Origin of the sequence: Mesorhizobium loti R88b (assembly GCF_013170845.1) — a bacterium.
Lineage (GTDB): Bacteria > Pseudomonadota > Alphaproteobacteria > Rhizobiales > Rhizobiaceae > Mesorhizobium > Mesorhizobium loti_B.
This window is the reverse complement of record NZ_CP033367.1, coordinates 3942340-3969021: the sequence shown is the minus strand read 5'-3', so window position 1 is coordinate 3969021 and position 26682 is coordinate 3942340. Positions and strand designations below refer to the sequence as shown.

Below are 26682 nucleotides of genomic sequence, written 5' to 3'. Positions count from 1 at the left end.
GTGTTCAAGAAGTTTCGCCGGGACCTGAGGTATCGCTATGGCAGGCAGCTGCGCCAGCTGAACTACTGGCTGGTTGCCCGCGCGGCGATGATCATCATCTCGATACTGCGCCTGCTGCCAGCCGACAGCGCGTTGAATTTCGCCGACCGCATCGCACGCCTCATTGGTCCCAGGGTCGGACGCCACCAGGTCGCCATCGACAATCTGCGCAAGGCCTATCCGGACAAGAGCGAGGACGAAATCCAGGCCATCGCTTCCGACATGTGGGGCAACATGGCTCGCCTCGCCGCCGAATACATCTTCCTCGACGCCCTGTTCGACTATGACCCGGCTGCCAGCAAACCCGGCCGCGTCGAGGTCAAGGGAATAGAGCATTTCCTCGAGATCGCCGCCGAAAAGCAGCCGCACATCGTCTTTACCGGCCATCTCGGCAATTTCGAGCTGCTGCCGGTGGCGGCAGCCACCTTCGGCATGAACATCACGGCGCTGTTTCGCCCGCCCAACAACCCCTACCTCGCCGACTACATCCTTTCGACGCGCCGCTCGACCATGGGCTCGCTGCTGCCGTCGATGGCCGGAGCCTCATTCGCCCTGGCAGGTGTCCTGGAGAATGGCGGCAATATCGGCGTCCTTGTCGACCAGAAATTCTCCAACGGCCTGGACACGATCTTCTTCGGTCGTCCCTGCCAGAGCAACCGGGTGCTCGGCACCCTTGCCCGCCACTACGATTGCGACGTCTATCCCGCGCGTTGCATCAGGCTGCCGGGCAACCGTTTCCGGCTCGAGATCGAGGACAAGCTGGTCTTGCCACGCACGGCTGACGGCAGCGTTGACGTCCACGCCACCACCCAGATGCTGAACGACGTGGTCGAACGCTGGGTGCGCGAGGATCCCGGCCAGTGGATGTGGTTCCACAAAAGGTGGGAGATCAGCAACTGGCGGCGCAAGAAGCGGGCGAAGCCGGCTCCCGTCCCGAGCACCTAAACCCGGGAAACCACGTCCGCCAGATGGTCCAGTATATGTCCCCAGCCCTTGGTATGACCTCCGACAATTGCCTGCGTCGGCAGACGTTCCTGGGTTAGCACGAGGTCGGTTTCATCGCCGAGCGGATTGAGTTCGACGGTCACCAATGTATTCACATTGTTCGTCAGCGGGCCAATCCAGGTGAACACCAGCTTGCGCGGCCGGTCGACCAACACATAGGTGCCGGAGACCTCACGGCTTGCTTCCTGCGATGACATGACGAGGCTGAAGGTTCCGCCGGGACGGAGATCACAGCTCGCCTTGCAATCGACCGCGCCCGGAAAGGGGCTCATCCACCGAACCATCAGCTCCGGTTGGGTCCACAGGTCGAAGATCTGCTCCGCCCCCGCCCTCACGCGCCGGCGTAACTGCACGGTCGGGGCCGTCGCGTCATCACGAACCATGCTTGCCATCCCCGGGCCCCACAGGGTCACTTGTTGAGCTCGCCCAGCAGGTTTTCCATGGCATCCAGCCGCTTTTCCCAATAGCGGCGCGTCCCTTCGATCCAGCCATCGACCTCGTCCAGCGAACTTGTATTGATGGAGAGAATGTGGTCGCGCCCGTTCCTGTGCCGCTCCACCACGCCGCTCGCTTCCAGCACGCGGATGTGTTTCGACACCGCGTTCAAGGACATCGGAAAGCGTTCGGCAACCTCGGTCACGCGCGCCTCGCCCGCCGAGAGCCGCTCGATAATCGCACGCCGCGTCGGATCGGCCAGCGCGGCGAATACCGCATCGAGGCGCCCGGTTCGCGACGCGGCTACCCTCCGCGCTTCGATCTCAATCATGGCGATCCACCTGCTCGATTCTTCGTTCTAAAAATATTCAACCCAAAGGTTGACAATCTGTCAAGCCGACGCTTTATTCAACCAAATGGTTGAGCAAATTTGAAAGCGAAGGAGAGCTCGATGCTAAACAAACTCATTGTCGCAGCGACTGGTGCGATCGCACTTCTGACGGCTGCGGTCGCCCCGGCGCGGACCGAGCAAGTCAAGAACGTCGTCATCGTCCACGGTGCCTTCGCCGATGGTTCCGGGTGGCATGATGTCGCCAGCATTCTTGGCAAGGACGGCTATACGGTCACCGTGGTGCAGGAGCCGCTGACATCACTCGCCGAAGACGTCGCAGCGACCAAACGGGTGCTGTATCTGCAACAAGGGCCTACAATTCTGGTCGGCCACAGCTATGGCGGGGTTGTCATCACCGAGGCAGGCGACGCGTCTAACGTCGCCGGCCTCGTCTACATCGCCGCTTTCATCCCCGACAAAGGCGAAAGTGCGATCAGCATGCTCTCCCAGGCCGCCCCCGCCAACAACGACTTGCGCGCCACCAAGGACGATTTCCTCTACCTTGATCCGGCCGCCTTCCCTGCCGATTTCGCCGCCGACGTCCCGGCTGCCCAAGCGAAATTCATGGCAAATTCCCAACCGATGCTGGCCAAGGCCGCTGCCGGCGCGCCGGTGACGGCGGCCGCTTGGCACCAGAAGAAAAGTTGGGCGCTGGTCGCGAGCAAGGACCACAACATCAATCCCGATCTCGAACGCAGCATGGCCAAGCGGGCCGGCAGCGAAACGATCGAGGTTCCCGGCAGCCACGCGGTCTACCTTTCCAAGCCAGAGGACGTGGCGCGTTTGATCGAACGGGCGGCAAAGGCCTCGGCTCAGTAGCCTGTCCGTCCAAGACGATCCCCCGCGAAGCTCGTGATTCAGACATTCGTAACGTTGCTGGTCAGGGAATCTTAAACGACGGGGGTACACATACCCCGGAAGATGTTCATCGACTGGGATGGAGCCCGTGGCATGACGAATATCGAGATGCCGCGCCTGGATCGGGATGGCCTCGAAGATCGTTCGTTCGGCCGTTTTGGCCGGGCGTGGTCCCATATCCGTCAGCATGGCCTGCTGGAACCAGTCAGGCTCATTCGCCGGCATGGGCTGGGCACAAGCCTTGGCTTTGTCCAGCGCAACATCAGGCACATCGTCGCCGACCGTCTCGCCCGGAAATGGGATCGCCGGCACGGTGTCGATACGGCAGGCTCCATCCAGCTCGGCGCCCTGGATGTCGTCGGCCCGCACCGCGCCAAGGGCAACGAGGCCGTCTGCACCTCGCCCAGAACCTTCGACTTCATCATGAAGTCGCTGCCCCGCGATCTCCATGGCCATACATTCATCGATATCGGCTCCGGAAAGTCGCGAACGCTGTTGCTGGCGTCACGATATACGTTCGCCGAGATCATCGGTGTGGAGTTCGCACGCGAACTGGTTGATATCGCCCGAAGCAACATCGAGCGTTTCCGGGATCCGTCGCAAAAATGCCAGTCACTCAGCGTCGTCGAGGCCGATGCGGCGGCTTACGATTTTCCCGAAGCGCCCCTGGTGGTCTATTTCTACAATCCCTTTTCGAAGGACGTTTTCGATATCGTCCTGAAAAATCTCGTGTCGTCGCTCGAACGCCGCCCACGGGATTGCTTCATCGTCTATGGAAGCTCAAGCCACCGTGCCATCGATTGGGCGCGGCCTGCCATCCGCGAAACCGGCATTTTTACCGAGCTTGCCGTGCCAAAAATGCCAGGCTTCCTCGATGCGATCCGCACTATCGAGTACGCGGTCTTTCAGGTTCAGGCCGCCGCGTAACTTCTGTCTCTGGCCTTCTGAACGAAACGCGCCACGGTGCGCGCCGCAAACGGCGTGCCGGCGGTGAACCGCATCAGCGGGCCAAAACTGCCGACCGCGCTCGCGCCGACAAAATGCAGGCCAGGAATGCTGGATTCAAACCCCGCTGACAGCAGGGGCAATCCCTCCCGGCGCGCAATCGCGGCAAGCATATCGGGCGCGAACAGGCCGAGCCTGGCGATATCGATCCGGTAGCCCGTGCCGAGCAGGACGTGATCGAAGGTGGCGGCGTCCTTCTCCAACCGCAGTTCAACGGCATTGCCCTTGGCGGACGCGCCAACGATCCTGGTGCCCGCATTGACCCTTATGCCGTCGAAATCGGGCTTCAGCCAGCCTGTCGCGCCGGCGCCAAGGCTGCGCCTGTTGAGCCCGGCCCGTGCTGCCTCCGGAAACCGGTGCGCGAGGCCTGGGACTTCGACGAGCCAGGAAATCGGGAACGGGCCGACCCTGGAAGGCGATGCCAGCCGCTCCGAAACGAAGTCGCGCAAGCTCCAGCTCTGCTTTCCCGATAGCGCCCGATACCCCAGCCAATGGATGTCGCCATGGCAGATGAGTTCGACATCGGCCCCACTGCGTTTGAGCAGCACCGCGGATTCGCAGGCGCTTTGCCCACGCCCGATGACGGCGACGCGCTTGCCGCGGAACGCCTCATAACCCGTATGCTCACTGGCATGGCTGACAAGTTCGCGAGGGATCCCGTCGAAGACGGCAGGGATCAATTGCTGGTTCATCAGGCCGGTGGCAACGACGACGCGGCGCGCTTTTACGGCATCACCGTCGGCCAGGGCCAGACGAAATCCGCCATTCGCCTTCTCGACATTGTCTACCCTGCGCGTATCCAGGTCCGGAACCGCTTGCGCCTGGATCCACAATCCATAGTCGACGAAGTTTTCGAGCCGCAGCGGTTCAGTCGACGAGATTCCAAGGACCTTCGCGTAAGAATCGAGCGAGAGCGGACCTTTTGTGTGGCCGATATAGGTCGCGTGCCACGGCGAGCGCAGCCTCATGCCTCTCGGCATGTGGTCGCGCCAGAAGGACATCGCGCCGCCAAGCGTGAGCGTATCGACGCCCGCTGCCGTGAGGGCGGAAGCGACGGCCAGCCCGAACGGTCCAGCACCGATCACAACCACCTCGCAATCGGATCTGGGCATGGAACCGGTCATGTCATCGGTCTCGCGGGTCTGTTTCTCGACGTCTGGTCCCAAACGGGAATTCGACCGGACGCATCGCTGTCCTAAGCGCGCCTGAGTTAAGAATGCGGAAAGTATCCGCACCCTGCTGCCTCGATGGCAGATCGACCGGTGCTGTCAGTTAATTGTTTTCATCGGAGACGAAGTATCCGCCTCGTCAGCACTCTCCACACCGTCAATGGTATGTCGATCAGAGCTGGCACGGGGTCGCTCGCCGTGAAGTCAGCCCATGCCTTGACGGTGGCGAATGAGCCGAGATAGGCCCGCTTCGTCAGCCGGCCGCTCGAGATCAGCTTGCCGGCCGCCACCATGTCCCGAACCAGATACATCCAGGATGTGTTGGGCCGCGCTGAAGCTGCCTGCACCGTTTGGCCCGACCTGATCGCCCAAAGCACGGCGCCGAGGTCGACGCCGGCGGCGGCGCCCAGCCCAAACCATGTCCAGGGCCGCGGATTGACATCCAGCACTTTCATCGAGCCATCGCGCGCGTCGCGCTTGAACTCAACCTCCACCAGCCCGTGATGCGCGATCGATCCGAGCAGCCGGCGCGCGGCGTCGACCAATTGCGGTTCGTCGACGACCTCCACGAAGGTGCTGGTGTAGCCGAAATCGACCGGATATTGGCGCGTGCGGCGGGCGGTGAATTCCGCCACCGGCGCGCCCTCGTTCCAAAGCGCCGCGTAGGAGAACTGACTCTCGCCTCCTCCCGGTACCATTTCCTGGACCACGATATTCTCGCTGCCGATCTCTTCGGCAGCCCATGCATAGGCTGTCAAAAACGATTTCAGGTCACTGGTGAGAACAGCCTTGGCGCGTGCGAAACGGCTGCGTCCACCCATGTTCGGTTTCAGGATGACGGGGAAGCGAAGTTCGGCTGCCTTTGCCTGCTCGAGCGACGTGATCCCGTAGGTCAGCGGAACGGCGAGCCCCAGTTCGCGCGCCCGGCGGTAGAGAAGCGGCTTTTCACAAACCCATTTCAGCTGCTGCCAGGGTGGCAGCACCACGTCGAATACGGTGGACAGCTCGTCGATCGATTGCGAGACGAAACGAACTTCGGGGTCGCCGCCAGCGATCAGCAGAAAACCACCTAGACCTTCGGCCTTGGCCAGATTGAGCAAAAAGGCTACCGCAGCATCATCATCGGGGCCGGGCCACGTCCTTGTTCTGCGGGCATATCGCGAAAAGCCGGGCAACGGGGTATCGTTGCTCACCAGCCAGACAGGCACTTTCTGAATGCCAAAGCTCCTGGTCAGCGCCAGCGTCCCGTGCGCCCCGCCGAGAATGACCACGCCTGCGGGCCGACTGGGAACACGATCGTCCAACTCTGACTGGGGAGGCATCTGTCAATTCCGGCAAACGGCACATAAAGGCAAGTTCCCCGGCGAACCGATTGACCGCCTGCAATATTTAAGCGAACTCTAATAATTCAAACCGCCCGATACTGTTGATTGTCCTCAGTCAGGCATCGGCATGCAAAGCACACCCCTTATCCCTCGGCAATAGCCGTCCATACCGGAACAGGTAAAACCTTGGCCGATTGTTGTTGCCATCAGTGGAAAGTCTCGCGCCGGGCTCCGGCCCGGCAACGAGAATTCTCGCTTGCTGCTAGTTGGTCACGACAATGCGCGTGTTGCCGAAGCCGACTTCCTGCACCATCGAGTAGAAGGTCGCGGCATTGGCCGTGTGCAGCCGCACGCAACCATGCGAGGCCGGCCGCCCAAGCTGCCTGACAGCACCCGTTCCATGGATGGCATAGCCGCCATGGAAGAACACCGAATAAGGCATCGGCGACATATGATACTTTTTCGAATACCACATCCGGGCCAGGCGTTGCGGCCGATAGGTGCCACGCGGCGTGAAATAGCCTGGACGCGCGGTGGACACGGTCCACCGGTAAACCGATAGGCCATATCGGACCGTCATCGTCTGCGACGAGACGTCGATATTCGCCTCCAACATGGCCGCGTGGCTTGCAGCCGGCGCACCAAACAGCGCGGTTGCCAGCATCGCGGCTGCGACTAGAAAAGACTTATTCATGCGACCAAACCCCTTTGATTGCCCTTAGCCTGTCTGCCCTCACGATGTTTTTCATCTTTTTAATGGCAGGTGAACGGGATAACACACACTCCTTGATCAATTCGCCAATCCAAAGCAGCGAATTTGAACGATTTCCCGCAATAGTTGCCGCAACGACACGTCGCACGGACTTGATTGCCGGTGGGCTTGCAATGCAGCGTCGATCGTTGCTCAACTCTCCCCATGAACGAACGACTCCTGCAAGCAATCGATGAAAGGCGCGACGATGTCGTCGCGCTGACCGCCGACCTCATCCGGTTTCCGACCGTCAATCCGCCCGGCGAAGCCTACCGGCCATGCGCCGAATATCTTGGCGCGCGGTTGAGCAAGAGCGGCTTCGAGACCGAATTCATCCGCGCCGAAGGCACGCCCGGTGACAGCGATCGCTACCCGCGCATCAATGTCGTGGCCCGGTTCGACGGCCGCTCACCCGGTGCCTGTGTCCACTTCAATTCGCATATCGACGTGGTCGAGGCCGGCGACGGCTGGACCGTCGATCCCTTTGCCGGCGTTGTCAAAGACGGCAAAGTCTATGGACGCGGCGCCTGTGACATGAAGGGCGGCCTGGCGGCGTCCATCATCGCCGCCGAGGCCTTCATGGAAGTCTATCCCGACTTTCCCGGCGCCATCGAGATATCGGGAACGGTCGACGAAGAATCCGGCGGCTTCGGTGGCGTCGCCCATTTGGCCGGCCTCGGCTATTTCTCGAAACCCAGGGTCGACCACGTCATCATTCCCGAGCCGCTGAACAAAGACCGCATCTGCCTTGGCCATCGCGGCGTCTGGTGGGCGGAAATCGAAACCAAGGGCGAAATCGCGCACGGCTCGATGCCGTTTCTCGGCGACAATGCGGTGCGCCACATGGGCGCGGTGCTGCGAGCTTTCGAGGACGAACTGTTCCCGGCGCTCGACCGCAAGATGACGCGCATGCCGGTCGTGCCCGAAGGTGCGAAACGCTCGACCATGAACATCAACTCCATCCATGGCGGCCAGACCGAGGATTTCCGGCCCGGCCTGCCCTCGCCCAACGTGCCCGATTCCTGCCGGCTGACCATCGACCGCCGCTTCCTGCTCGAGGAAGATCTCGCCACGGTCAAAGGCGAAGTGACCGGCATTCTCGAGCGGCTGAAGCGCGAGCGCAAAAAGTTCGACTACGAGATCCGTGACCTGATGGAGGTGCTGCCGCTGATGACAGAGCGCGACGCGCCAGTGGTCAAGGCTGTTGCGCAAGGCATTCATGCGATCTTCGACCGCGAGCCCGACTATGTCATCTCGCCCGGCACCTACGACCAGAAGCACATTGCCCGCATCGGTCATATCTACGACTGCATCGCCTATGGACCCGGCATTCTCGACCTTGCCCACCGGCCGGACGAATGGGTCGGGATTTCGGACATGGTGGAATCGGCCAAGGTGATGGCGATCGGGCTCAACGTGCTGCTGCGCGGCACAACCGGATGAGTGGCCCGCGGCGCAAAAACATTTCTCCTGGCGCGGCGCGACAGCACGAAACGCAATTTACTCCCGCGCGAAATCACGCTTCTATCCCAAGGCTTGAGCATTTGAGCACATGGGGAGTTCAGCGATGAAACTGTGGAAGACCCTTCTGGCCGCTGCCGTGCTGGCGGTCGCAACCGCCACCTCGGCGTTTGCCGCCCGGACCGATCTCGTCATCGGCATTCCGCTTGAACCCCCGCATCTCGACCCGACGGCAGGAGCGGCCGCGGCCATCAGGGAGGTCACCTACGCCAATGTCTTCGAGGGCCTTACCCGCATCGGCCCCAGCAGCGAAGTCCTGCCGGATCTGGCCGAGAGCTGGACCATTTCCGATGACGGCAAGGTCTACATCTTCAAGCTGCACACCGGCGTGAAATTCCACGACGGCGCCGATTTCAGCGCCGACGACGTGAAGTTCTCGCTCGACCGTGCCCGCGCGGAAAACTCCCTCAACGCGCAAAAGCAGCTGTTTGCCGCCATCGACAAGGTCGAAGTGGTCGACCCCGCCACCGTGAAGGTGACGCTCACCCACCCGCAGGGCTCGTTCCTCTACAATTTGGGCTGGGGCGACGCGGTGATCGTGTCGCCGAAAACCGCCGATACCAACAAGGAAAAGCCTGTTGGCACCGGCCCTTTCAAGTTCGACAGCTGGGCCAAGGGTTCATCAATCACCCTGGTGAAAGCTGAGCATTACTGGGGCGCCCCTGTTTTCCTTGAAAAGGTCGAGTTCCGCGTCGTTCCCGATGCAGCAGCGGCGGTGCCGGCACTGCTTTCCGGCGACATACAGGCTTTCCCCTTCTTCGATCCCGACAGCGTCGCTCAGGTCAAGGATGATCCGCGCTTCAAGGTCGTGGTCGGCGCGACCGAAGGCGAGACCATCCTGTCCATCAACAACAAGAAGCCGCCCTTCGACAAGCTGCAGGTGCGGCAGGCAATCTCCTACGCGCTCGACCGCAAGGCGATCATCGACGGCGCCTCGGCCGGGCTCGGCCTGCCGATCGGCTCGCATATGTCACCGGCCAGCAAATATTATGTCGACCTCACCGGCCGCTATCCGCACGACGTGGCCAAAGCCAAGGAATTGCTGAAGGAGGCGGGACTGGAGAACGGCTTCAAGGCCACGTTGAAGCTGCCACCGACGTCCTATGCACGGCTCGGCGGCGAGATCATCGCCTCGCAGCTCCGCGATGTCGGCGTCAACCTCGAGATTATCCCGGTCGAGTGGGCGCAGTGGCTGGACCAGGTGTTCACCAAGAAGGATTACGACCTGACCATCGTCTCCCACACCGAGCCGAACGACATCGATATCTATTCGCGCAAGGACTACTACTTCAATTACGACAACCCCACCTTCAACAAGGTGATTGCCGATCTGGACCTGACGTCCGACGAGGCCAAGCGCAAGGAATTGTATGCGCAAGCGCAAAAGATCCTTGCCGACGACGCCGTGGTCGGCTTCCTCTACGAACTGCCCAAGGTCGGGGTCTGGGACGCCAAGCTGCAAGGGCTCTGGGAAAACGCGCCGATCCCCGCCAACGACCTGACCAAGGTGAAGTGGTCGGATTGATTTCGCCCTTCAGAGAAATGCGTTGCTCCGGAAGTAAAACTGCTTCCGGAGCCTGCCTTTTTCCGGCACGTTGGAACGGATGACCGCCTATCTCCTCAAGCGCCTGGCCATCTCGCTTGCCACGCTGGTGCTGGCTTCCATCGTGGTGTTCGCCGTGCTCGAAATCCTGCCCGGCGATCCGGCGCGGCTGATGCTGGGCATGAACGCCAGCGCCGACCAAGTCGAACTGCTTCGCAATCAGATGGGCCTCAACGCGCCGCTGGTCTGGCGTTATCTGCACTGGGTCGGCGGCCTGCTCAGCCTCGATTTCGGCCGCTCCTACACCTATTCGGTGCCGGTCATCGATCTCGTGCGCGAACGGCTGGCCGTCTCGCTGCCGCTGGCGCTGATCGCGCTTGCGCTCTCCACCCTCATCGCCATTCCCGTCGGCCTGTTTTCGGCCAGCCGGCGCGGCCGGGCCGGCGACACGATTTCCATGGGCGCGGCGCAGCTCGGTGTCGCCGTGCCCAATTTCTGGTTTGCGCTGATGCTGATCTACGTCTTCGCCGTCTGGCTGCGGCTGGTGCCGGCCGGAGGTTTTCCCGGCTGGGGAGCCGGCGCCTGGCCGGCACTGAAATCCCTGCTCCTGCCGGCAGTGGCTCTGGCCTTACCGCAAGCAGCCATCCTGGCGCGCGTCACCCGCTCGGCGCTGATCGAGGTGCTGAACGAGGACTATATCCGTACCGCCCGCGCCAAGGGCCTGCCCTACCGCACGGTCCTGTGGCGCCACGCGCTGCGCAACGCCATGATCCCGGTGCTGACCATTCTGGGCCTGCAATTCGCCTTCCTGCTCGCCGGCACCATCATCATCGAGAATGTCTTTTATCTCCCCGGCCTCGGCCGATTGGTGTTCCAGGCGATCACCCAGCGCGACCTGATCGTCGTCGAAAGCGTCGTCATGCTGCTGGTTGCCGCCGTCATTGCCGTCAACCTCGTCGTCGACCTTTCCTATGCGGTCGTCGATCCGCGCCTGAGAAGCCGGCAATGACGCTGCGTCTAGACATTCCCGAGGAGACGTTCAGCTCCATCCTGGCCAAGGCATTCAGGAATACCGCTTTCGTAGCCGGCTTCGTCATCACCTTGCTGATTCTGGCGATGGCGGTCGTCTCCTATATCTGGACGCCGTACGATGTGACGAAGCTGGTCATAGCGGACAAGACGCAAGGCCCTTCGCTGGCGCATTGGTTCGGCACCGACCATTTCGGCCGTGACATCCTGTCGATGATCATGGTCGGCGCCCGCAACTCGATCGCGGTGGCACTTGTAGCGGTCGGCATCGGCATGGGCGTGGGCGTGCCGCTAGGCGCCTTTGCCGCGGCGCGTGGCGGCCTCGTCGACGAGGCGCTGATGCGCATCAACGACCTCGTCTTCGCCTTCCCCGCGCTGCTGTCGGCCATCATGATAACAGCCATTTTCGGGCCAGGCGCCGTCAATGCCATCATCGCCATCGGCATCTTCAACATTCCGGTCTTTGCCCGCGTTGCCCGCGCCGGCGCGTTGGCGATCTGGCCGCGCGAATTCATCCTTGCCGCCCGCGCCGCCGGAAAAAGCAGCACGCAGATATCCATCGAACATGTACTGCCCAACATCGCCACGCTGCTCCTTGTGCAAGGCACCATCCAGTTCGCGCTGGGCATCCTGGCCGAAGCCGGGCTTTCCTACCTCGGCCTCGGCGCACAGCCGCCAATGCCGAGCTGGGGCCGCATGCTGTTCGACGCGCAGACCCGCATGGTGGTGGCGCCGTGGATGGCGATCTTTCCCGGCGTGGCGATCGTCATCACCGTGCTCGGCCTGAACCTGCTCGGCGACGGCATTGCCGATATTCTTGATCCGAAATCGCGGCGGCAGCGATGAGCCTGCTGGAGATCGAGAACCTGTCGCTGACGATCGGCGGCACGCAAATCCTGAAGAACATGGAGCTCTCCGTCGCGCCCGGTGAGGTGATGGGATTGGTCGGCGAATCCGGTTCGGGCAAGTCGATGACCGCGCTGACGGTGATGCGGCTTCTACCTTATGCCGCGCGCGCCACCGGTCGCGTCACCTTCGACGGCATCGATATCCTCGCCGCAACCGAGGACCAGATGTGCGCGCTGCGCGGCGACGACATCGGCATGGTGTTCCAGGAGCCGATGACGGCACTCAATCCGGTCAAGACCATCGGGGAACAGGTGGCTGAAGGCATACGCTGGCACACCAAGGCCACGCGCGCCGCGGCCGAAGAGCGGGCGCGCCAAATGCTCGACCGCGTCGGCCTGCCCCAGGCGAAATTCCCGCTGTCGCGCTATCCGCACGAACTGTCAGGCGGCCAGCGCCAGCGTGTCATCATCGCCATCGCCTGCGCGCTGAAGCCGAAGCTGCTGATCGCCGACGAGCCTACGACAGCGCTCGACGTTGTGCTGCAGGCACAGATTCTCGACCTCTTGCGTGATCTCGTCGCGGAGAGCCGCATGGGCCTGCTGCTGATCTCGCACGATCTCGCCGTAGTCACTGAGATGGCCGACCGCATCACTATCCTGCGGCGCGGCGAGGTGATGGAGGCCGGCGACACGGTGCGCACGCTGTCTGAACAGCTTCATCCCTACACGCGCCAGCTGGCGCAGGCTTCGATGCATGTGCCGACGCGCGTCAAGGTTCACGCAGCCGGATCGGCCAAGCCGCTGCTCGACGTTGAAGGCGTGTCGCGCGATTATCCGGGCCGGCGCACCTCTCTGTTCCAGCGCGCACTCGCTATCCGCGCTGTCGACGATGTGTCCCTGTCGTTGGCGCCGGGCCAGTCGGTGGCGCTGGTCGGGCGCTCCGGCTGTGGCAAGTCGACGCTCGCCCGCATGATCCTGGCGCTGGACCGGCCGAGTTCGGGCACCATCAGGTTTCGTGGAGAAACCATCACCGGCAAGAGTGAAGCCGAGTTGAAGCCGGCCAGGCGCGACATGCAGGTCGTCTTCCAGGACCCCTACGGCTCCTTCGACCCGCGCCAGAAGGTCGAAAAACTGGTCGCCGAGCCCTTGCATGTGCTGGAGAAGAAACCGACGCGCGCCGAGCGTCGCGAGATGGTGGCGCATGCGCTGCACGAGGTCGGTCTCGATCAGCGCGACATGGACAAGTACCCACACGAGTTTTCCGGCGGCCAGCGCCAGCGCCTGTCGATCGCCCGCGCCATCATCACCCGACCGAAACTGGTCGTCGCCGACGAGCCGGTCTCGGCGCTCGATGTCTCGATCCGCGCGCAAATCCTCGATTTGTTCGCCGAACTCAACCAGAAGCTCGGCATCGCCTATCTCTTCATCACCCATGACCTGACCGTCGCCCGCGCGATCACCGACGAAGTGCTGGTCATGCATGACGGCAAGATCGTCGAGCGCGGCAAGACGAACGAGGTGCTCGACCATCCGCAATCCGAGGCCGCCAAGGCACTTGTAAATGCCGCGCCTGACCTGCACCGGGCGATCGCCCGAAAGATTCAAGAGCAAGGGTGAGTGAGGTGTTAGGCCCTATTCTTCCGGCTTCACCACATCGACGGGACTGATATCGAGCAGGTCGAGCGTGCGGCGCAGCAGGCGCACCTCGCTCTCGGCCAGTTGCGAATCCGCCTTGGCGATCTCCGCCATGTGCTGCGCCAACTGCTTGCGGCGTTCGATGTCGAGATCGCGAAACAGCGCGATCGCCTGCGAGCCATTGGTCTCGTAGCCGAACTCGTTGAGATATTCGATGACCGCATCGATGCTGGTTTCCGGAATGTCGAACGCATCCTTGCAGATGCGCCGGAAGGCAATCATCTCGCTCTCGCTGACGGTCCCGTCGGCCAGGATCATGCGAAACAGCATCAGCAGTTCCGCCGAGAGCACCGGATCGTCAGCGACCTTGCGCACGCCGGGGTCGCCGTCGAAGATCGAGCGTATCTGGTCCAGCAATGCGAATGCCATCAGGGCCTCTTTCCGGTCAGTACAAATCCAGGCGCGACGCGCTGGAGTAGAAGTAGCGCGGAATCGGCCTTGCGCAAACAGGGCGGTCGTGGTCGAACGCCACTATCCAGCCGACCGGACGTCTCCGCATATCAGATGATCGACCTCACCACCCAGACAATCGCCATGCTCGCCTTCGCCGCCTTTGCCGCGGGCTTTGTCGATTCGATTGCTGGTGGCGGCGGGCTGATCACCATTCCCGCACTGCTGTTGGCCGGGTTCTCACCGGTTGAGGCGCTTGGGACCAACAAGCTGCAAGGCATGTTCGGCTCGGGGTCGGCGACCATCCACTATGCCTCCAAGGGCCATGTCGACCTGCGCAGGCAATTGCCATCGGCGCTGCTGGCACTGGTCGGGAGTGCTATCGGCGCCTTGCTGGCCACCATCGTGCCGGGCGACGTCCTGCGCGCCATCCTCCCCCTGGTGCTGATCGCCATTGCGCTCTATTTCGCCCTCAAGCCCAACATGAACGATGTCGACCGGGCCGAGCGCCTGTCGCCATTCCTGTTTGGACTGACTTTGGTGCCGGCGATCGGCTTCTATGATGGCCTGTTCGGCCCCGGCGCCGGCTCCTTCTACATGCTGGCTTTCGTCGCGCTTGCCGGCTACGGCGTGCTCAAGGCGACGGCGCATACCAAGCTGCTCAACTTCGCCTCCAACATCGGCGGCTTCATCGTCTTTGCCGCCGTCGGCGTCATCTCCTGGAAGATCGGGCTGATGATGGGCGTTGCCCAGTTCCTCGGCGCCCGCCTCGGCGCCAGCCTTGCCATGCGCATCGGCGCCAAACTGATCAAGCCGCTGCTGGTGGTCGTCTGCCTGGCTCTGGCGGTGAAGCTGCTGGCCGATCCCGCCAACCAGCTGCGTGTCATGATTGGTGTGTGATCACGCACCTGTTACAATGCCGCTGTTCGAATCATGTTGAGGAGGAGCCAAACATGAATCTCAGCGCACCCACACAGATCGTTTTCATCATTGCAGTTGTTATCGCCATCATCGGCGTTCTCGCAGCTCTCGGCATTGTGGCGTTCATTCCCCTGGCCTCGGTCTGGATCGTTACCATCGCATTCGTCGTCCTGGCCATCGGCTGCCTGATGCGCGGCGCCTGACAAAGTTTCCCTTGAAGTGGGGACGGAGAGCGCCCGGCCAAAAGCCGGGCGCTTTTGATTCTGAGCAAGGGTCTGCTAGATTCGCCGGGCAGAAGGATGGCCAATGCCGATCGAGATGCAGCGCCGGAAGGAACAGGACCGCTCCATAGCAGGGCGTTTCGAGATGCGCCGGCGCCTTCCCGATCCTGGACTTGAGGGCATCGTGTCAGACATTTGCGGCTATCGCGAAACGGCACCTGGCCATTTCCGCAATGTCGAATACGCATCGCTGACCGTGCCACTGGTGATCAGCTTCGCCGAGCCTTTCGCCATCGGTCTCGGCAAAACGCCTGGCGACAATGACCGCTTTGCCAGTTTCGCCGCCGGCCTCTTTGCCGGGCCGGTGATGATCGAATCCTTCGGTGCCGCCTACTGTGTCCAGGTCAACTTCACCCCGCTTGGCGCGCGCCGTTTCTTCCGCCTGCCAATGAGCGAGTTGGCCGACAGCATGGTCGTGCTCGACGACGTCTTGGGCACCGAGGGCATGGCGCTGCGCGAACAGCTTGGCAATGCGCCGGACTGGGCAGCGCGTTTCGACCTTGCCGAAGCCTTCGTCGCCGCCCGTCTTGCGAATGCAGCCGAAACGCCGCTGGAAATCGCCTGGGCCTATGACCGCATCATCACGTCAGGTGGCCGCACCCGCATTGCATCGCTCGCCGAACGACTGGGCTGGAGCCGCAAACATCTCGCCGAAAAATTCACTGACGCGACCGGCATCGGCCCCAAAACCCTGTCGCGCATCGTGCGCTTCAACCGGGCGCTCGGCCTGTCGCGGCAGTCGGCTGTCGACTGGGCGGATATCGCCGCCGATTGCGGCTACGCCGACCAGGCGCATCTGGTGCGCGAGTTCCGAGTGCTTGCCGGCGAGACGCCAACAGCGCTTGTCGGCAGGTAACATTTCTTCAAGACCCTGGAACGGCCTTTGTCCAGAGTGGGTTATCGACCAACCCAAATGAAGGAGGTTCCCATGCCCACCACCACTGAAGCCCCTCGGCTCTACCCTGCTTTGCGCTACAAAAATGCGGCGAAAATGATCGACTGGCTCTGCAAAGCCTTCGGCTTCAGCGTCCGCGCCCGCTACGGTGAAGGCGATATCGTGCACCACGCCGAGTTGGTCTTCGGCTCCTCGATGATCATGCTGGGCACGGTGCGCGATGACGATTATGGCAAGATGGTCGGCGAGCCCGGCACAGGCGGCGGCAAATCGATCTATATCGCCGTCGAAGATGCCGATGCGGCGTATGCCAAGGCCAGGCAAGCCGGCGCCACGATCATCCAGGAATTGATCAACCGTGACTATGGCAGCCGCGAGTTCATCTGCCGCGATCCGGAAGGCGGTGTCTGGTCGTTCGGCACCTACTGGCCGAAGGCGGGCGAAAAGGCATAGGTCCTAACGAGCCAATGCAAAAATCGCGTCACAGTCGAGATGGCTTTCCAGCTCGGCGGCGACCTCGTCCAGCGCCCGCTCGACCTCGGCGCGATAGTCGATGCCGCCGCCTCTGATGCCGAGGCTTTCAAGGAATTTCCCGCGAAAGGCGTCGGCACCGAACAGGCCGTGCATATAGGTGCCGATCACCTTGCCATCGGCCGAGATCGCGCCGTCATCGATGCCATTGATGACGGCGGATGGCCGCAGTGTATCCGGTCCGGTGGTGCGGCCGAGATGGATTTCGTAGCCCACGAGCGGCAGGCCGAACGGCACCGAGCGCGCGCTGACATTGCGCACCGTCTTCTCCGGCTCCATCACCGTTTCGATATCGAGCAGGCCGAGCCCTTCTGCTTCAGTGACACTGCCTTCGATGCCGTCAGGATCGCGCACCCTACGGCCAAGCATCTGAAAACCGCCGCAAATGCCGACGACATGGCCGCCACGCTTGCGATGCGCGGCAAGGTCCCGGTCCCAGCCATTTTCGCGGAATTTCAGGAGATCGCCGATCGTCGACTTGGAGCCGGGAATGACCACCAGCCCGGCATCGGCCGGCAGCGGCTTTCCAGGCGGCACGAACACCACCTCCACCTGCGGTTCGGCCTTGAGCGGATCGAGATCGTCGAAATTGGCGATGCGGCCAAGCATCGGCACCGCCACCTTCAGCGCGCGCGCCTCACCGGATGCCAGCCGCTCCAGCACCACCGAATCTTCCGAAGGCAGCCGCGCTGCCGCCTTCAGCCAGGGCACGACGCCGAAACAGCGCCAGCCGGTGAATTTCTCGATCGCCTTCAGGCCGTCATCGAACAGCGAGACATCGCCGCGGAACTTGTTGATGAGATAGCCGACGATCATGCGCCGGTCCTCTTCCGGCAGGATCAGATGCGTGCCGGCGACAGAGGCGATGACGCCGCCGCGATCGATATCGCCGACCAGCACGACAGGCACATTGGCACGCGTGGCAAAGCCCATATTGGCGATGTCGCGGCTTCTGAGGTTGATTTCGGCCGGCGAGCCGGCGCCCTCGACAATGACCAGATCGGCGCCCTCGCCGACCTTTGCCCAGGAGTCCAGCACTGCATCCATCAGCCGGCCCTTCAGCGCCTGATAGTCGCGTGCTCGTGCCTCGCCAAACACTTTGCCCTGGACGATGACCTGCGCGCCCACATCGGTCTGAGGCTTGAGCAACACCGGGTTCATGTGGATCGACGGCGCAACGCCACAAGCGATGGCCTGCAGCCACTGCGCGCGGCCGATCTCGCCGCCGCCATGATTGTTGTCGCCGTCGGCGACGGCGGCGTTGTTCGACATGTTCTGCGGCTTGAATGGCCGCACCTTCAGTCCTCGCTTTTTCGCGGCGCGGCACAGCCCCGCGACCAGCACCGTCTTGCCGACATCCGAACCCGTGCCTTGCAGCATGATCGCCCTGGCCATCAGCGCTGGCCCTGCGTCGCATTTCCAGTGATGGTGGATTTCGCCGCCAGCGGGCCACCGCGCCAGATGTAGAGTGCCAGCAGCGGCTCTTTGCCGGTGCGCATGGCGTGGTTGACGTTGGAAGCGTGGTGGACGACCTCGCCGGCCTCCCGCTTGCGAAAACCGCCCTCGCCCATGCGCCATTCCGTGCCGCCCGTCAGCGGAATGTAGATTTCCTCGGCGACGTGATGATGGTCGGGATAGACAATCTCGGGTCCAAGGATCAGCAGGCCGGCCGCAGCCTCGTCATTGGCGAAATGGCCGCGCGTGCCGAACATTTCCAGCCAGCCGTAATTGTCAATGAACGCCTGGCCGAAGTCAGCCTCGGTGTAGGTCTGCCCCCAGCGCAATGCGTTGCGCTGCTGCGCCAGCAATTGCACCAATGGTTCCGCAGCCGGCGGGGCCAGTTCGGCGGCCCGATCAAGGTGATGCAGGCAGGCAAGCGGATACGGCTCCAACGCACGGGCCGGCATGTCCCAGCCGATCCGCGCCACGGCGTCGAGCACCAGGGCGTTGTCCACGCAAGCGAGATAGGCGTGGAACTGTCCCAGCAGTTCATTGAATTTTGTCGTCACATCTCGCTCCGGACATACATTGATGCACAGCCGCTCTGCGGAGGGTCGGGTTGCGCGGCGGCATCATTGGTCTAGATTGGTGCGCGCGCAAAGCCAAAAACAACAGGCCAGCGGGCTAGCTGGTCAGCACATAGGGAGCACGCCATGGACGCCGCGGTCGATGCGAGCACCAGCCAGTTCGAACTGAACGAGGAACAGCGCGCCATCCAGGAGATGGCGCAGGCCTTCGCCGCCGACCGTGTCGCGCCGAATGCGCTCGACTGGGACCGCAGGAGGCACTTTCCCGCCGACGTGATCCGCGAAACCGGCCCGCTTGGTCTCGGCGGCATCTACATCAGGGACGATGTCGGCGGCTCCGCGCTCGGCCGCCTCGATGCGGTGCTGATCTTCGAGGCGCTGTCGCATGCCGATCCGGCCTTTTCGTCCTTCATCTCGATCCACAACATGGTCGCGTCGATGATCGACCGTTTCGGCAATGACGAGCAGCGCCAACGCTTCCTGCCGAAGCTGACCTCGATGGAATGGCTGGCGAGCTATTGCCTGACCGAGCCGGGCTCCGGCTCCGACGCAGCGGCGCTCAAGACCCGCGCGGTGAAGAGCGGTGGCGACTATGTTCTCAATGGCGCCAAGCAGTTCATCTCGGGCGCTGGCGACAGCGACGTTTATGCCGTCATGGTGCGCACCGGTGCCGATGGGCCGAAAGGCATTTCCACCATCGTCGTGCCAAAAGATGCGCCAGGCCTCTCCTTCGGTGCCAACGAGCACAAGATGGGCTGGCACATGCAGTCGACCCGCCAGGTCATCTTCGAGGATTGCAAGGTGCCGGCCGAAAATCTCTTGTCAGGCGAAGGTGCTGGTTTCGGCATCGCCATGGCCGGGCTCGATGGCGGCCGGCTGAACATCGCCGCCTGTTCGCTGGGCGGCGCCCAGTCGGCGCTTGACAAGGCGCTGTCCTACACCGCCGAGCGCAAGGCCTTCGGTTCGAAGATCAACCAGTTCCAGGCGCTGCAGTTCAGGCTGGCCGACATGGAGACAGAATTGCAGGCGGCGCGCATCTTCCTCTATGCCGCCGCCTCCAAACTCGATCGCAAGGCGCCCGATGCCGGCAAATGGTCAGCTATGGCCAAGCGCTTCGTCACCGACACCGGCTTCACCGTCGCCAACGATGCGCTGCAATTGCTCGGTGGTTACGGCTATCTGCACGATTACGGCATCGAGAAACTGGTGCGCGACCTCAGGGTGCACCAGATCCTCGAAGGCACCAACGAGATCATGCGCGTCATCATCGCGCGGGCGTTGATCGGACGCTGAAGCCAGCAAACTCCGGGAGAGAGACAATGACGACGATCGCCTTCATCGGCCTCGGTAACATGGGCAATCCGATGGCCGCCAATTTGGTCAAGGCGGGACATGCTGTAAACGGTTTCGACCTGATGCCGGAGAATTTGACCGTTGCGCGCGACCACGGCATCGTCGTCATGGCCAACGCGCCGGCAGCGGTGAAAGACGCCGACGTGGTGATCACCATGCTGCCAGCCGGTAAGCACGTGCTGTCGGTCTATGAGGACATCGCGCCCAAGGCGAAAAAGGGCGCGCTGTTCATCGATTCCTCAACGATCGACGTCGAGTCGGCGCGCAAGGCGCACGCGATTGCCGCGAAACACGGCCTGCTTTCCATCGACGCGCCAGTCTCCGGCGGCACTGGCGGAGCGACAGCCGGCACACTGACCTTCATGGCCGGCGGCTCCGATGCAGCTTTCACTGCTGCAGAGCCGATCCTGAAGCCCATGGCCGGGCGCATCGTCCATTGCGGCGGCGATGGCGCCGGCCAGGCGGCAAAGATCTGCAACAACATGATCCTCGGCATCTCCATGATCGGCGTCGCCGAGGCCTTCGTGCTGGCGGAAAAGCTCGGCCTGTCGCATCAGGCGCTGTTCGACGTCGCCTCGACCTCATCGGGCCAGTGCTGGTCGCTGACCACCTATTGCCCGGTGCCCGGCCCGGTGCCGACCTCGCCCGCCAATCGCGACTACAAGCCCGGCTTTGCCGCCGCATTGATGCTGAAGGATTTGAAACTGGCGCAGGAAGCAGCCCAGGGTTCTGGCGCCGTCACCCCGCTGGGTGCCGAAGCGGCACAGCTCTACGCGCTGTTCAATGCGCAAGGCCATGCCGGCGCCGACTTTTCCGGGATCATTAATTTTCTGCGCGGCGCCAATCCATAAGTTGCTAATACAATTGGGTTTTTACGCCTGTCTTGCGAGAAAATCGCCAAATTTAGATTTGCTTAAGCTCTCGATAACTCGGCGGTAACGATGTCCCTATAAAATGGACTGCGAGGCGGACATATCGCATCCGCCCGGCGCTCCGGATCAGGTCTCGCGTACCGGAGCCCGTTAGTTTCGCAAGTGTTCGAGTAGCGAAGCGCCATGCGTATCTGGCAAAGCCGCGTTCCCGATGGAGCGCGGTTTTTGCATTTTCGCCCCGCACAACCGCGTTTAACCCGGATGAATGTGCTCCGGGATGCCCTTACAGGCGCCCGCGGGCGCCTTCCGGATCATAGGGCGAGTCGGCGATCACCTTTGCCGCACGGCGCTCGCCGAGAATCGAAACCTCGAGCTCGGTACCTGGCGATACAAGGTCCAGCGGCAGCAGCGCGAGTGCGATGTCGTGACCGAAAGTATAGGAGTAGCCCGCCGACGTGACGTGGCCGACTAGCTTGCCTTGGTGGTAAACGCCCTCGAAGGCGAATGCGCTCGCACCATCCGTATCGATCGACAGTGTGGCGATCCGGCGTGTCCCTTGTTTCTGTTTTGCGACCAGTGCCGCCCGGCCGATGAAATCCCCCTTGTCGAGGCTGATGAAACGGTCGAGGCCGCTTTCCCAGGCTGATATCTCGAGATTCATATCGCGATACATGGCCCGGTAGGATTTATCGAGACGCAGCGATTCCAGCGCTTGAAGTCCGACCAGCCTCAGCCCGTGCGCTTCTCCCGACGCCAGGAGTGCGTCCAGCAAGTGCCGCTGATAGCAGAGCGGGTGGTAGAGTTCCCATCCGAGTTCGCCGCTATAATTGACGCGCAGCAGCCGCACATCGCTGGCCATGCCGACGGTGCCGGACTGCACCCCGAACCATGAAAAGGCTTCGTTGGAAAGGTCGATCTCCGTCAGCGGCTGCAATATGTCGCGCGCCTTCGGCCCAACGATTGTGAAGCTGCCGCGATCATCGGTGACATTGCGCAGCTGCACGCTGCCGTCCTTCGGCAGCAGCCGGCTCAAATCGTCAAGGTTCCAGCGTTCGGCCCGCGGCGTCGATATGAGATAGAACAGGTCGTTCTGCAGCCGTGCCACCACATACTCCGCCTGCACGCCACCGGCCGGTGTCAAATGATGGGCAAGGGCGACACACCCGGGGCGCGGCAACTTGTTGGCCAGGATTGCGTCGAGCCAGTCGCCGGCGCCCGGCCCGCTGACCTCGAACTTGGTCATTGGCGTCATCTCGACCAGCCCGGCGGCCTGGCGGACAGCCCGGACCTCCTTGCCGACGTAATTCCCCTTGGCAGTCCAGCGCCAGCTGTAGACGTTGCGCGCTTCGACACCTTTGGGCGCAAACCAGCTCGGCATCTCCCAGCCGTTCAACACATCCCATACCGCGCCGAGCTGGCTCAGGCGATTATAGGACGGCGCCGTCTTCTGCGGTCGCGCCGCCGGCATGTCCTGGCCTGGATAGTGCTGCGCGGCGTGGGTACCCCAGGCTTCCCTGACCTTTGCCCGGGTCCAGTTCTTGTTGGCATAGTGGCCGAACCGGCGGGGATCGAGCTCTGCCGTGTCGATGCTGTTGCCGCCCTCCACGATCCGCTCGGAGAGGTAATAGCCGATCGCTCCGCCCCAAAGGATGCCCCCGGGCACCCCTTCGGCCAACCAGACATTCTCCAGGCCCCACGCCTGCCCCATCAGCGGCAGCTCATCGGCCGTCATCTGGAAAGGTCCGCGCACATTGCGCTTGATGCCGGCGCGCCCGAGCGCGGGGACCAGTTCGGTCGCGCGCTCCCAGTTCCAGGACACGGCGTCGAAATCCTCGTCCAGCAGATCGGCGCCGAACCATTCCGGGACGCCGTTTTCGGCGAACAGCTTGAGCTGTTCGGTCCGCTCATAGGGGCCGAACATCAGCCCGTCGCCTTCTTCGCGCAGATAGCCCTCGTAACCCTCGTCCCTGAGGATCGGCATCTCCGGAAGACCAAGCCGCTTGCGTTCCACAACCTCCGGAACCGCTTCGGTGATCCAGTACTGATGCAGGATGGGGATCGCCGGAATATCCAGACCCAGCATGGCGCCTGTCTGGCGTGCGTAGTTGCCGGTTGCAAGGATGACGTGTTCGCAAACGAAGTCGCCGCGGGTGGTCTTCACCTTCCATTCGCCGCTCGCCATCCGCTCGAAACCCACGACTTCGGTGCCAAGATGGATCTTCGCGCCGAGATCGCGCGCGCCCTTGGCCATGGCCTGGGTGACATCAGCCGGTGCAATGTGACCGTCATCGGGATGGTAGAGGGCGCCCAGCATGCTGTTGTTGTCGAGCAGCGGCCAGATCTCACGCGCCTCCGCGGGCGATACGATCCGGGCGCGCACACCCTGGACCTCGGCGACGTCCATATAGCTTCTGTACTCGTCGAGCCGGTCGCGCGTGTTGGCGATGCGCAGTTGGCCGCATTTGTGCCAGCCGACCTTCTGGCCGGTCTCGGCCTCCAGGCCCTCGTAGATTTCGATTGACCGGGCGATCATGCGGCCGACATTGCGGCTGCGCGCGTAAGAGGGGATGAGCCCCGCGGCATGCCATGTCGAACCAGCCGTGAGCTGCGTCCGCTCCAGCAGTGCCACATCGGTCCAGCCGCGCTTTGCCAGGCCGTAGAGAATGCCGGCGCCCACGCAGCCGCCACCGACCACCACCGCACGGACGGAACTCACCATATGCGCATGCCCTCGTTTGAAATGCCCCGGATCCAACTGGACGCGTGTGTATAGTGCCAGACAGCGCCTGGCTTTTCAGCACATTTCCTTGCCTGGAGCGCAGCACCAATCACCGGGCCGTTGGGCCACGATGCTCGCCGGACAGCCGACCGCCACCCCGGCAGAGCCAACGTAGTGTTGCGTTTTGCCCTGCTATATCCCGATCGCCGCATTCGGGATCGGAACGTGATCCTCGTTGAGCAGTACGATCGGCGCGTCGACGCCATCCACCTTGACGACAACCAGGCGCAGGCTCCACGTCCCCGCCGTTCTGATCGCGGTCGAGTACGCGGTGCCCTTTGCCTTGGCGCCGTGAACCGGGATGCTGAACTGCGCGCTGCCCGCTCCATTGGCATTGACGTTGAGACTGCCACCGACCCAGAAACCGTCGGTTACGCCGTCGCCGAGAGCAGCCTTGACACGATCGTCGGCGCGCAGCTTGTCCATCGTCATGTGGTAGGCATCGCTGCCTTTCAGGACATAAGGTATGCTGCCGACGGTTGCCGCACAGCCGCCGATCCCGACCACCCAGACGACCAGCCCGGCGATCGCCCAATTGCGTTGCGTCCTGCGAAAATGTTCCGCGTCGCGCCATGCACGGTTCTGCCAGGCCCAGCGGCTGCCGCGCGCGCCCAGCACGAAGATCATGATGAGGTTGACGATGGGGATCAGCGCCAGCAACGCGATGAAGGTGCTGTTGCCGATGCCCCAGATCCAGTTGAGGAAAAAGGCACCCCAGTTCCAGCGGTCGAGTCCGGCTGGAATTTCAGCCGGCTGGTTGAGCGGTTGTCCGGCCATGATGTCCCCCATCGGTGCGCATACCGATCGGTTCTAGCGTATGAATTCGACAATACGCAAAATCAAAATTCCGTCGCGTTCCGGCATCGGCACAATGCAGTGCCTGCAAACCTCATCAGGCCTTGTTTGAAAGCCGGCGAAAATTCGCCTTCACCGCGCGGCTGGCCGGCTTCAGCGCGGCGCTGATCGACCGTTCAGCCGCGACGCCGTTGAACAGCGACGGTGTGCGGCCGGACAGAACCTCAGGCCAGAAACGCGATGCCGACTGCAGGACAGACATTTGCGCCGCGAACGCCCCTTCGGCCATCGCGGCGGTCTTCTCATTGACCGCGCGGGCCGTCTCGGTACCCCAAGGCTGATTGCTGCCGGCATCCTTGGCCATAAGCGGCAGACGCATCATCGCCACCAGCGGCGCCAGCATCAGGTCCGCGCCGATGCTGGCCGCGTCTTGCACGCGTCGGCTCTTGACGATCTTTTTCATGGAAACAAACCCCTTGTCGCGGCCGACTCGGCCGCTGCCTGACACACTACGCGCCGCGAGTGGAATTCGTTCCCTAGGACGACAGCATCTTTCTCCAGACCGGGCATTTCCATCGAGGAAACGCCCGGTCGAGGTTCGCTCCTAGCGCTTGCGCAGATCGGCCTGGGCCAGATCCAGCGCCTTGCCGATGCGCTCGCAGGCCATGTCGATCGTGTCGCGGGTCCAGATCAGCGGCGGCGACAGGATCATCGTGTCACCGGTGGCGCGCAGCATCATGCCATTGGCGATCGCATGGTCGCGCACAACAACCGCCGCACTTCCCGACGGCAGGAACCGTTCCTTGCTCGCCTTGTCCTTGACGATCTCGATCGCGCCCATCAGGCCGATCGAACGCACCTCGCCAACCAGATCATGCCCGGCGATGCGCTCCTGCAGGGCCTTGGCGAAATAAGGCCCGGTGTCATTCCTGACGCGGTCGACCAGACCCTCCTGCTCGATGATCTCCAGGTTCTTCAACGCCACGGCACAGGCGACCGGATGGCCGGAATAGGTGTAGCCGTGGTTGAACTCGCCGCCCTTCTCGACCAGTGTCGAGGCGATGCGGTCGCCGACCAGCAAGGCAGACAGCGGTTGATAACCCGAGGTCAGCGCCTTGGCCGTGGTGATGGTGTCCGGCTCGATGCCGAGTGTCTGCGCGGCGAACCACTCGCCGGTGCGGCCATAGCCGGTGATGACCTCGTCGAGCATCAGAAGCACATCATATTTACGGCAGATGCGCTGCACCTCCGGCCAGTAGCCGGCCGGCGGTATCTTCACACCCCCCGCCCCCATCACCGGCTCGCCGATGAACGCCGCGACCTTGTCGGCGCCGGCTTCGAGGATCGCGTCCTCGACGGCCTTGGCCGCGCGCAGGCCGAAATCATGATCGCTTTCGCCGGGCAGCGCCAGTTCATAGGCATAGGGCATCATCACATGGACGATGTTGGGTACCGCCCCATTGAGCTGCTTGTGCATGCCATCCATGCCGCCAAGCGACGTGCCGGCGACGGTCGAGCCGTGATAGGCCATCTTGCGCGAGATGATGCGGTTCTTTTCCGGCTTGCCTTCCAGCACCCAGTAATGCCGTACTAGGCGCAGCGCCGTGTCGTTGGCTTCCGAACCGGAGGAGCCATAGAATACCTGGTTGACGTGCTTCGGCGCGATCTCGGCCAGCTTCTTGGACAGCAGCACAGGCGTCGGCGTCGAGCATTTGAAGAAGGAATTATAGTAAGGCAGTTCCTTCATCTGGGCGTAAGCGGCCTCGGCCAGTTCGTCACGACCATAGCCGATGTTGACGCACCACAGCCCGGCCATGCCGTCGAGGATTTCAGCCCCTTCGGAATCGTAGATGAACGGGCCGTTGGCATGGGTGATGATGCGTGACCCGGCCTCACGCAGTTCCTTGTGATCGGTGAAGGGATGAAGATGGTGCGCGGCGTCAATCTGCTGAAGCTGCTTCAGCGAATAATTCTGATAGGTCATGTCTCTGATCTTTCCTCTGAAATCATTCCGGCGATGCCGGGGCGCATTCGTCAGAGGCAGGCAGGTGGCGAATAGCCGATGCGGGCGCACAGCCGCAAAAGCTCCGCGCGCAGCGTGCGCGGTGACGGTGTCACCGCGACCCCGAACGTGCAGACAAAGGTCGTAGCAGGAGCCATGGCCGGCACCTTAGAGCAAAGGCTGGCCGAGGTGAACCACCCTTTGCTTGGCACATGACGGAAT

Annotated in this window: 27 protein-coding genes; 14 read left to right on the top strand and 13 right to left on the bottom strand. The window is 62.6% G+C overall.

The window, feature by feature from the left end:
• Complete coding sequence (locus EB235_RS19325; protein ID WP_027029420.1) at positions 1-984, top strand: lipid A biosynthesis lauroyl acyltransferase; 984 nt, start codon at positions 1-3, stop codon at positions 982-984.
• Here the strand turns inward: EB235_RS19325 and EB235_RS19320 are convergent.
• On the bottom strand, positions 981-1427 hold the full coding sequence (locus EB235_RS19320; protein ID WP_167334854.1) for an SRPBCC family protein: 447 nt from the start codon (positions 1425-1427) through the stop codon (positions 981-983). The genes EB235_RS19325 and EB235_RS19320 overlap by 4 nt on opposite strands.
• A gap of 26 nt (positions 1428-1453) precedes the next feature.
• Positions 1454-1810, bottom strand: coding sequence for an ArsR/SmtB family transcription factor (locus EB235_RS19315; RefSeq protein ID WP_032925404.1), 357 nt, complete (start codon positions 1808-1810; stop codon positions 1454-1456).
• Positions 1811-1930: 120 nt separating this feature from the next.
• Between EB235_RS19315 and EB235_RS19310 the strand changes: the two genes are divergently transcribed.
• A complete protein-coding gene (locus EB235_RS19310; protein ID WP_027029422.1) occupies positions 1931-2689 on the top strand; it encodes an alpha/beta hydrolase in 759 nt (252 codons plus the stop codon).
• A 132-nt stretch (positions 2690-2821) separates the two neighbouring features.
• The gene (locus EB235_RS19305; protein ID WP_051429842.1) at positions 2822-3655 is read left to right on the top strand and encodes an SAM-dependent methyltransferase; all 834 of its coding nucleotides are present in this window, start codon (positions 2822-2824) and stop codon (positions 3653-3655) included.
• Here the strand turns inward: EB235_RS19305 and EB235_RS19300 are convergent.
• The 3 genes from EB235_RS19300 to EB235_RS19290 all read right to left on the bottom strand — a co-directional run bounded on the left by EB235_RS19300 (position 3640) and on the right by EB235_RS19290 (position 6921).
• Positions 3640-4857 carry an NAD(P)-binding domain-containing protein gene (locus tag EB235_RS19300; protein ID WP_032926279.1) on the bottom strand — a complete coding sequence of 406 codons (1218 nt, stop codon included), beginning with the start codon at positions 4855-4857 and terminating at the stop codon, positions 3640-3642. The two genes, EB235_RS19305 and EB235_RS19300, sit on opposite strands and share 16 nt — an antisense overlap.
• Before the next feature lie 158 nt (positions 4858-5015).
• Entirely contained in the window at positions 5016-6224 is a 1209-nt protein-coding gene (locus EB235_RS19295; RefSeq protein WP_051429588.1) for a hypothetical protein, read from the bottom strand.
• 265 nt (positions 6225-6489) lie between these two features.
• A complete protein-coding gene (locus tag EB235_RS19290; RefSeq protein ID WP_027029427.1) occupies positions 6490-6921 on the bottom strand; it encodes a L,D-transpeptidase in 432 nt (143 codons plus the stop codon).
• A 222-nt stretch (positions 6922-7143) separates the two neighbouring features.
• On the opposite strand from EB235_RS19290, the gene EB235_RS19285 reads away from it, so the two are divergent.
• From EB235_RS19285 to EB235_RS19265, 5 genes are all read left to right on the top strand, one after another.
• Positions 7144-8421, top strand: coding sequence for an acetylornithine deacetylase/succinyl-diaminopimelate desuccinylase family protein (locus EB235_RS19285; RefSeq protein ID WP_027029428.1), 1278 nt, complete (start codon positions 7144-7146; stop codon positions 8419-8421).
• 124 nt (positions 8422-8545) lie between these two features.
• On the top strand, positions 8546-10024 hold the full coding sequence (locus tag EB235_RS19280) for an ABC transporter substrate-binding protein (protein WP_027029429.1): 1479 nt from the start codon (positions 8546-8548) through the stop codon (positions 10022-10024).
• A 79-nt stretch (positions 10025-10103) separates the two neighbouring features.
• Positions 10104-11051, top strand: coding sequence for an ABC transporter permease (locus EB235_RS19275; protein ID WP_027029430.1), 948 nt, complete (start codon positions 10104-10106; stop codon positions 11049-11051).
• Positions 11048-11917: an ABC transporter permease gene (locus tag EB235_RS19270; protein ID WP_027029431.1), complete on the top strand. Its 870-nt coding sequence runs from the start codon at positions 11048-11050 to the stop codon at positions 11915-11917. The genes EB235_RS19275 and EB235_RS19270 overlap by 4 nt, the downstream gene beginning before the upstream one ends.
• Positions 11914-13536 carry an ABC transporter ATP-binding protein gene (locus EB235_RS19265; protein ID WP_027029432.1) on the top strand — a complete coding sequence of 541 codons (1623 nt, stop codon included), beginning with the start codon at positions 11914-11916 and terminating at the stop codon, positions 13534-13536. The genes EB235_RS19270 and EB235_RS19265 overlap by 4 nt, the downstream gene beginning before the upstream one ends.
• Before the next feature lie 15 nt (positions 13537-13551).
• On the opposite strand, the gene EB235_RS19260 is transcribed toward EB235_RS19265, so the two are convergent.
• The gene (locus tag EB235_RS19260; protein ID WP_027029433.1) at positions 13552-13983 is read right to left on the bottom strand and encodes a TerB family tellurite resistance protein; all 432 of its coding nucleotides are present in this window, start codon (positions 13981-13983) and stop codon (positions 13552-13554) included.
• Between the two features lie 135 nt (positions 13984-14118).
• Between EB235_RS19260 and EB235_RS19255 the strand changes: the two genes are divergently transcribed.
• The 4 genes from EB235_RS19255 (at position 14119) to EB235_RS19240 (ending at position 16554) form a co-directional block, all read left to right on the top strand.
• Positions 14119-14904: a TSUP family transporter gene (locus EB235_RS19255; RefSeq protein ID WP_027029434.1), complete on the top strand. Its 786-nt coding sequence runs from the start codon at positions 14119-14121 to the stop codon at positions 14902-14904.
• Positions 14905-14957: 53 nt separating this feature from the next.
• A complete protein-coding gene (locus EB235_RS19250; RefSeq protein WP_080680744.1) occupies positions 14958-15128 on the top strand; it encodes a hypothetical protein in 171 nt (56 codons plus the stop codon).
• Between the two features lie 103 nt (positions 15129-15231).
• Positions 15232-16062, top strand: a complete 831-nt coding sequence (locus tag EB235_RS19245) for a helix-turn-helix domain-containing protein (protein WP_027029435.1) — start codon at positions 15232-15234, stop codon at positions 16060-16062.
• A gap of 72 nt (positions 16063-16134) precedes the next feature.
• The gene (locus tag EB235_RS19240; protein WP_027029436.1) at positions 16135-16554 is read left to right on the top strand and encodes a VOC family protein; all 420 of its coding nucleotides are present in this window, start codon (positions 16135-16137) and stop codon (positions 16552-16554) included.
• Between the two features lie 3 nt (positions 16555-16557).
• Here EB235_RS19240 and EB235_RS19235 read toward each other — a convergent pair whose 3' ends face one another.
• A complete protein-coding gene (locus EB235_RS19235; RefSeq protein WP_027029437.1) occupies positions 16558-18027 on the bottom strand; it encodes a cobyric acid synthase in 1470 nt (489 codons plus the stop codon).
• Positions 18027-18641: a dimethylsulfonioproprionate lyase family protein gene (locus EB235_RS19230; protein WP_027029438.1), complete on the bottom strand. Its 615-nt coding sequence runs from the start codon at positions 18639-18641 to the stop codon at positions 18027-18029. The genes EB235_RS19235 and EB235_RS19230 overlap by 1 nt, the downstream gene beginning before the upstream one ends.
• A 144-nt stretch (positions 18642-18785) precedes the next feature.
• Between EB235_RS19230 and EB235_RS19225 the strand changes: the two genes are divergently transcribed.
• Together EB235_RS19225 and mmsB are read left to right on the top strand one after the other, a co-directional pair.
• Positions 18786-19952 carry an isobutyryl-CoA dehydrogenase gene (locus tag EB235_RS19225; protein ID WP_027029439.1) on the top strand — a complete coding sequence of 389 codons (1167 nt, stop codon included), beginning with the start codon at positions 18786-18788 and terminating at the stop codon, positions 19950-19952.
• A 26-nt stretch (positions 19953-19978) separates the two neighbouring features.
• Positions 19979-20863 carry a 3-hydroxyisobutyrate dehydrogenase gene (gene mmsB / locus EB235_RS19220; protein WP_027029440.1) on the top strand — a complete coding sequence of 295 codons (885 nt, stop codon included), beginning with the start codon at positions 19979-19981 and terminating at the stop codon, positions 20861-20863.
• 304 nt (positions 20864-21167) lie between these two features.
• Here mmsB and EB235_RS19215 read toward each other — a convergent pair whose 3' ends face one another.
• The 5 genes from EB235_RS19215 to EB235_RS19195 form a co-directional block, all read right to left on the bottom strand.
• Complete coding sequence (locus tag EB235_RS19215; protein WP_027029441.1) at positions 21168-23603, bottom strand: GcvT family protein; 2436 nt, start codon at positions 23601-23603, stop codon at positions 21168-21170.
• A gap of 192 nt (positions 23604-23795) precedes the next feature.
• Positions 23796-24440 (bottom strand): cytochrome c oxidase assembly factor Coa1 family protein, encoded by a 645-nt coding sequence (locus tag EB235_RS19210; protein WP_027029442.1) that lies wholly within the window; start codon positions 24438-24440, stop codon positions 23796-23798.
• Positions 24441-24555: 115 nt separating this feature from the next.
• Positions 24556-24921 carry a hypothetical protein gene (locus EB235_RS19205; RefSeq protein ID WP_027029443.1) on the bottom strand — a complete coding sequence of 122 codons (366 nt, stop codon included), beginning with the start codon at positions 24919-24921 and terminating at the stop codon, positions 24556-24558.
• A gap of 141 nt (positions 24922-25062) precedes the next feature.
• Positions 25063-26442, bottom strand: coding sequence for an aspartate aminotransferase family protein (locus EB235_RS19200; RefSeq protein WP_027029444.1), 1380 nt, complete (start codon positions 26440-26442; stop codon positions 25063-25065).
• A gap of 50 nt (positions 26443-26492) precedes the next feature.
• On the bottom strand, positions 26493-26618 hold the full coding sequence (locus EB235_RS19195) for a capsid protein (protein WP_080680745.1): 126 nt from the start codon (positions 26616-26618) through the stop codon (positions 26493-26495).
• Positions 26619-26682 lie beyond the last annotated feature (64 nt).

Bases quoted from the DNA above. Each gene is read 5' to 3' on its own strand.
- EB235_RS19215 (WP_027029441.1), bottom strand. From the start codon at position 23,603: ATGGTGAGTTCCGTCCGTGCGGTGGTGGTCGGTGGCGGCTGCGTGGGC.
- EB235_RS19240 (WP_027029436.1), top strand. From the start codon at position 16,135: ATGCCCACCACCACTGAAGCCCCTCGGCTCTACCCTGCTTTGCGCTAC.
- EB235_RS19290 (WP_027029427.1), bottom strand. From the start codon at position 6,921: ATGAATAAGTCTTTTCTAGTCGCAGCCGCGATGCTGGCAACCGCGCTG.
- EB235_RS19295 (WP_051429588.1), bottom strand. From the start codon at position 6,224: ATGCCTCCCCAGTCAGAGTTGGACGATCGTGTTCCCAGTCGGCCCGCA.
- EB235_RS19310 (WP_027029422.1), top strand. From the start codon at position 1,931: ATGCTAAACAAACTCATTGTCGCAGCGACTGGTGCGATCGCACTTCTG.
- EB235_RS19320 (WP_167334854.1), bottom strand. From the start codon at position 1,427: ATGGTTCGTGATGACGCGACGGCCCCGACCGTGCAGTTACGCCGGCGC.
- EB235_RS19250 (WP_080680744.1), top strand. From the start codon at position 14,958: ATGAATCTCAGCGCACCCACACAGATCGTTTTCATCATTGCAGTTGTT.
- EB235_RS19305 (WP_051429842.1), top strand. From the start codon at position 2,822: ATGACGAATATCGAGATGCCGCGCCTGGATCGGGATGGCCTCGAAGAT.
- EB235_RS19315 (WP_032925404.1), bottom strand. From the start codon at position 1,810: ATGATTGAGATCGAAGCGCGGAGGGTAGCCGCGTCGCGAACCGGGCGC.
- EB235_RS19225 (WP_027029439.1), top strand. From the start codon at position 18,786: ATGGACGCCGCGGTCGATGCGAGCACCAGCCAGTTCGAACTGAACGAG.
- EB235_RS19255 (WP_027029434.1), top strand. From the start codon at position 14,119: ATGATCGACCTCACCACCCAGACAATCGCCATGCTCGCCTTCGCCGCC.
- EB235_RS19205 (WP_027029443.1), bottom strand. From the start codon at position 24,921: ATGAAAAAGATCGTCAAGAGCCGACGCGTGCAAGACGCGGCCAGCATC.
- mmsB (WP_027029440.1), top strand. From the start codon at position 19,979: ATGACGACGATCGCCTTCATCGGCCTCGGTAACATGGGCAATCCGATG.
- EB235_RS19195 (WP_080680745.1), bottom strand. From the start codon at position 26,618: ATGGCTCCTGCTACGACCTTTGTCTGCACGTTCGGGGTCGCGGTGACA.
- EB235_RS19270 (WP_027029431.1), top strand. From the start codon at position 11,048: ATGACGCTGCGTCTAGACATTCCCGAGGAGACGTTCAGCTCCATCCTG.
- EB235_RS19300 (WP_032926279.1), bottom strand. From the start codon at position 4,857: ATGACCGGTTCCATGCCCAGATCCGATTGCGAGGTGGTTGTGATCGGT.
- EB235_RS19265 (WP_027029432.1), top strand. From the start codon at position 11,914: ATGAGCCTGCTGGAGATCGAGAACCTGTCGCTGACGATCGGCGGCACG.
- EB235_RS19260 (WP_027029433.1), bottom strand. From the start codon at position 13,983: ATGGCATTCGCATTGCTGGACCAGATACGCTCGATCTTCGACGGCGAC.
- EB235_RS19245 (WP_027029435.1), top strand. From the start codon at position 15,232: ATGCCGATCGAGATGCAGCGCCGGAAGGAACAGGACCGCTCCATAGCA.
- EB235_RS19280 (WP_027029429.1), top strand. From the start codon at position 8,546: ATGAAACTGTGGAAGACCCTTCTGGCCGCTGCCGTGCTGGCGGTCGCA.
- EB235_RS19200 (WP_027029444.1), bottom strand. From the start codon at position 26,442: ATGACCTATCAGAATTATTCGCTGAAGCAGCTTCAGCAGATTGACGCC.
- EB235_RS19235 (WP_027029437.1), bottom strand. From the start codon at position 18,027: ATGGCCAGGGCGATCATGCTGCAAGGCACGGGTTCGGATGTCGGCAAG.
- EB235_RS19285 (WP_027029428.1), top strand. From the start codon at position 7,144: ATGAACGAACGACTCCTGCAAGCAATCGATGAAAGGCGCGACGATGTC.
- EB235_RS19275 (WP_027029430.1), top strand. From the start codon at position 10,104: ATGACCGCCTATCTCCTCAAGCGCCTGGCCATCTCGCTTGCCACGCTG.
- EB235_RS19210 (WP_027029442.1), bottom strand. From the start codon at position 24,440: ATGGCCGGACAACCGCTCAACCAGCCGGCTGAAATTCCAGCCGGACTC.